We start from the raw sequence: 4,885 nt of genomic DNA on the forward strand, positions 1-4,885 counted from the left end.
AGCGCCGCGACGCTGAGCGCGCCGCCGAGCAGGCCGGCGCCGAGCGGCCCCAGGGTGGGGATGCCCGGCGACGACGCCGGCTGGAACGGTCCGGTCACCTCGTAGGTGCGGCCCGGATTGCGTTGCGAGCTGAAGTAGAGGCGCGTGCCGTCGGGGTTGAGGGCAGGGCCGGTGATCTCGGTGTTGCTCGTGCCGGTGAGGCGCAGGATCGGGTGGACCCCGCCGCTCGGGGTGAGCGCCACGATCTCGAGGTTGCCGTCGTCTTCGGCGACGTAGACGTCGCCGTTCCCCGCGACGAAGACGTTGTCGGGTTCGGTGAGGGCGCCCGAGCCGTCGTAGTAGATCTCGAGGGTGTGGGGCGTGACCGTGGTGTCCAGCTTCCAGACCCGGTCGTCGCCCTTCGTCGAGAAGTAGACGAGCCCGTCCTGGTACCAGCAGCCCTCTCCGCCGTTGAAGGCGAAGCCGCTGCCGACGCTCGTCGTCCACGAGAGGCCCTTCACTTCTCCCGGCGCGATCGAACCCCCCGCTACCTGGGCCACCTCGAGCGTGCCGGCGGAGAGATCGGGATAGCTGGCGGGCGTGAAGCGGTAGAACTTCCCGGTGCCGGTGTCTTCGGTCAGGAAGACACACTCGTGCACCGGATCGACGGCGGCCGCTTCGTGGTTGAAGCTGCCCATGGCCGGACGCACGACGCCACTCCCCGGTTGGGTGGGGTCGCACTCGTACACCTGGCCGCTGCCGGTCTCCTCGCAGGAGAGCCAGGTACCCCAAGGCGTCGGGCCCCCGGCGCAGTTGCGGGTGGTGCCCGAGCAGATGCTGTACGCATCGACGATGTCGGCGTTCGCGTCGAAGACGAGCGCGCTCGCGCCACCGCTGCCACCCGAGCTCTCGTCATTCGACACGTAGATCCAGCCGCCGCTGGGCGTCGGGAAGACGGCGCCACCGTCCGGGTTCGGATGCCAGGTGTAGCTGGTGCCCGTCACGGTCTGACCGCTGGTGGCGACCACGCGCGACGTGAAGCCCACCGGGAGTTCCAGCCCGTTGGCGTCGGCGGCTTGCAGCGGACCGAAGTCGTCCGCGCTCGCTGCTCCCGCCGGAGTCGCGACGACCGCGTTCCCGAACAGAGAAAGCGCGGCGGTGCTGCCGGCCGTGTGCGCGCTCCGTCGCAGCAGCGCGCGGCGGGTGAGCATCGGGCCGTCGGTCTGTGCGGTCTTCACGGGGCGCTCGGAACCTCCGTCGTTCCCAGCGCTCCAGCATACCCCGACCGCGAGGGCCCGCGGCGAAGGCGCGAACCCCCGTCAGACCCTCGCGGTTCGTGGGGAACCGAAAGCGTCGGTGGCTAGCTCCCTGCCTCCGACGCGTAGGCCTCGCGCAGCAGCTGGATCGCGTCTTCCACCGTGAGCAGGCGCTTCCACACGAGCGAGAGGGTCCGCCAGAAGAACGGGACGCGGAAGCTGCGCGGCGTGGGGTAGAGCGTGTCGATGGTCGCCGTGTCGAAGTCGGTGACCGATCCGTTGAGGGCGCAGATCAGCTGGCCCAGGCCCGCCAGGTCAGGCGGCAAGGGCAGGGCCGGGTTCGGGACGTTGAAGGGGCCGTAGGTCGCGACGGGCACGTCGAGCTGGGGCAGACGAATGCCTCCCCGCGCGTTTCCGAACTCGTCCCGCACGACGCCGTTCTCGTCGGTCTCGAGCACGGCACCCCGCGGAAGCGGCCGCCCTCGGCGCACGCGCCTCTCCATGTTGCGGAAGGTGGCGCTGTAGACCATTCCCGAGAACACGGGTCCGTCGCCGGTCGTGTTCGACGGCAGGGCACACACGTCTTCGAGGAAGATCGGGAAGGGGGTGAGCACGCCCGCCGGGATCACCTCGATGTCCTTGTGCACCGCGTTGTGCGCGCCGCCCGCGATCTCGTAATAGCGGAAGTTCGGTGCGTCCTCCTGACGGGTGCCCCGCGTGAGGATGCTGCGCACCACGTCGTTCTCTCCGACGGCCCGCACCACCGGCACCGGCAGGTCGCGAGGGGCGAAGCCCTGGGGATCGCCGGTGGCAAACCTGGGCGAATCCGTCGACAGGGAACGCGAGCCACCGCCGGCCGACTGGATGAAGTAGCCGTCGTTCACGGGGAAGTGGAACTCGCTCGCGTAGGTGGTGACGCTGCCGCCCTGCTGGGACTGGCCGGCGTGGAAGATGCGCTGCACGTGGAAGCCGGCCGGCAGCGGGTTGTTGGCCCCGTTCTTCAGCAGGTTCGCGAGCTGGCTCGCGATCTCGTAGGCCTGCCCGTCCTCGGCGATCAAGAGATCTGCGTAGCGGCCGAGGCACTGGGGCTCGAAGGTCACGAGCGCCGGGCATCCGAAGAGCAGGAAGCCGAGCCCCTGCTGCGAGTTGGTGAAGCCGATGTAGATCATGCCTTCGCGGCCGAAGTGGCCGGCCGAGGCGTCGTAGACCGGGGCGGTGTCGAAGCCCGCCGTCGTGTTGAACCACTCGATGACGACGGTGCCGTTGAAGTCGTGGGCGTTCTGTGGCCGCCGCACGAGGAAGCGCGTCTTGTAGGGCAGGGTCGAGACGACGCTCTTCTCACCGCGGGTGGGCGGATCGTTGTCGTAGGCGAAGACGTCGGCGGTGCCCTCGATGAAGAACTCTTCCTCGACGTAGGGGAGGGGGAAGTCCGCGATGTCGCGGAAGCCCGGGGAGAAGGAGTCGCCCACGGTCGGTGTCGAGACGACGACCGGGGCGTCGGGCGCGGCGAGTGCCGGCGCGGTCACGAGCACGGTCCAGAGGCAGAGAACGAGGCGGAGGCAGCGCGTCATCGGGTCCACTCCTTCGGTTCGGGTGCGTCGGGCGCCCACACGGGCGAGGCCGGATCTTCCTTCGCCGGAGAGCCGTGGGTCAAGAAAGATCCTAATATCCGGACAATTTCGTGCAGACCCTCTAAATTCTTCCCAGAAGGCTCCGATGCTTGCCCCGAAATCCCCGATCCCCCTGTATCTGCAGCTGAAAAGCGAGCTGCTCGCGAGCATCGAGGCGGGCGTCTGGGCGCCCGGCGACCGCATGCCCGGCGACGAGGAGCTCGGCCGGACCTACGGCGTGTCGCGCGCCACCGTGCGTCAGGCGCTGAAGGAGCTCGAGCTGGCGGGCCTCATCGAGCGGTTCCGCGGACGCGGCACCTTCCTCGCGTCCGCGAAGCTGCGTCATGGTCCTCAGCATCAGCTGAGCCACAGCTTGCAGGCGGTCGGTCGCGAGCCGGGCTGGCGGGTGCTCGCCGCCGAAGCGCGGCCCGCCACGCCGATGCTGGCGGCCGCCCTGGAAGTGGCCGAGGGAGCGACGCTCTTCTTCACGCGACGGCTGCGGCTCGCCGGGGACGTGCCGATCGGCGTGCTGGTGGCCCACGCGAACGTCGCGCCCCAGCGCGCGCCCCTCGCCGCCTTGGAGACAGGAAGCTCGACGGACTATCTCGCCGAGGTCTCGAACCTGAACGGAGCGCGTGCCGAGCGCACGCTGGAGGCGGTGTCGGCCGACGCGGAGGAAGCGACGCTCCTGGGTGTCCGCCAAGGGGCGCCCATGCTGCGGGTGCGCCGCATTCTCCGCGCGGCGGACGGCCGTCCGCTGGAGCACTTCCTCGGCACGTATCGGGGCGATCGCTTCCAGTACCAGACCGACGGCGCCCTCCGCGGCTAGCCCGTCAGGTCTGGGGCTGGGGATCCTTCGTGTCGACCGGGGAAGCGGCGTCGTTCGCCGCGCCCGGATTCGCGATCTCCTCGAGGGTCTTCCCCGCCGTTTCCGGCAGCGCCAGCCATGCCAGCACCGGCACCAGGAAGGCAGCGGTGGCCACGACCGACACCGCGCTCCAGTTCGAACCGAGCGCGTGGAACAAGACGGAGACCGCAGCCAGGCCAAGCACCATGCCGCCGTCGCGCGCCACCGTGCGTACGCCCGAGGCCGTCGAGCGCTGGGCCGTCGGGAAGAGCTCGGCACCGTAGGTGGAGAGGGTGACGTCGGTGCCCATCATCGAGAAGAGCAGCAAGATGTAGAGCGCCGGCGCGAAGATCCCGGCGGCGGAGTAGAACGCGAGGGTGGCGAGCCCGAACCCCAACCCGAAGAGGGAGGCCATCGGCCGCCGCCCGTGGCGATCCGAGAGCCAACCGGCCAGCGGGTTCCCGACGATCGCGAACATGCCGCCGAGGAAGGTGAGCAGCGCGACCGAGGCGGGCGTCCAGGCGTGGACGTCCTGCAGGTACTTCGGCGCGAAGAAGCCCGCGGTTCCCATCACCGAACCGAAGGCGAGGGCGGCCGCCGCGAGGGCCAACAGCCGGCCGCGGTGGGAACGCCAGAGCGCGAGGACGGGCTCGAGTGCCGGCGTGACCTGCGGCGCAGACTGTCGCTGTGCTTCGAGCTCGGTGTAGCGATCCGTCTCGGGCAGCGTGCGTCGCCAGTAGGCCACGAGCAGGAGCGGGCCCAGGCCGAACAGGTAGAGCGTGCGCCATCCGTAGGGGAGCACGTCGACGAAGCCGAACGCGACCGACGCGAGCCCGGCGCCGCAGGCATGAATGGCGCCGAGCGCCCCGATGCCCCAGCCGCGGTGCTCGGGTGCGAACTCCTCGGCGATCACCACCACCGCGATGAGCGTCTCGGCGACGGCGAACGCGCGCGCGAGCAGCTGCAGCCCGACGAAGACCTCGGCGTTGGGCGCGAATGCGGTGGCTCCGGTGAGCAGCGTGTAGGCGAGCACCGTGACGAGCAGCAGGCGGCGCCGTCCGAAGCGGTCGGCGGCCAGCGCGATCGGCAGCGCGAGCACGCCGCCGAGCCGCACGATCGAACCGAGGTAGCCGAGGCTGCCTTCCGCGATCGCGAGATCGGCCTGGATCTGCTTGAGGTTCAGCTGGAAGAGG

Annotated in this window: 3 protein-coding genes and 1 pseudogene; 1 reads left to right on the forward strand and 3 read right to left on the reverse strand. The window is 70.1% G+C overall.

Annotation, left to right across the window (positions count from 1 at the left end; genetic code table 11):
- Nucleotides 1–80 precede the first annotated feature (80 nt).
- Nucleotides 81–1,190: pseudogene (locus tag AAF430_26595) on the reverse strand (alkaline phosphatase PhoX).
- A gap of 149 nt (nucleotides 1,191–1,339) precedes the next feature.
- Nucleotides 1,340–2,806: an alpha/beta hydrolase domain-containing protein gene (locus AAF430_26600; GenBank protein MEM7413826.1), complete on the reverse strand. Its 1,467-nt coding sequence runs from the start codon at nucleotides 2,804–2,806 to the stop codon at nucleotides 1,340–1,342.
- A gap of 145 nt (nucleotides 2,807–2,951) precedes the next feature.
- Here AAF430_26600 and AAF430_26605 point away from each other — a divergent pair, with 145 nt between their 5' ends.
- Entirely contained in the window at nucleotides 2,952–3,674 is a 723-nt protein-coding gene (locus tag AAF430_26605) for a GntR family transcriptional regulator (GenBank protein ID MEM7413827.1), read from the forward strand.
- Between the two features lie 4 nt (nucleotides 3,675–3,678).
- Here the strand turns inward: AAF430_26605 and AAF430_26610 are convergent.
- A partial coding sequence (locus AAF430_26610; protein MEM7413828.1) for an MFS transporter occupies nucleotides 3,679–4,885 on the reverse strand: 1,207 nt, incomplete at its 5' end.

Source organism: Myxococcota bacterium (assembly GCA_039030075.1).
Taxonomy (GTDB): domain Bacteria; phylum Myxococcota_A; class UBA9160; order UBA9160; family SMWR01; genus JAHEJV01.

What these genes read in the sequence shown, in the direction of transcription:
- AAF430_26605 (MEM7413827.1), top strand. Translation starts at nt 2,952, where the DNA reads ATGCTTGCCCCGAAATCCCCGATCCCCCTGTATCTGCAGCTGAAAAGC.
- AAF430_26600 (MEM7413826.1), bottom strand. Translation starts at nt 2,806, where the DNA reads ATGACGCGCTGCCTCCGCCTCGTTCTCTGCCTCTGGACCGTGCTCGTG.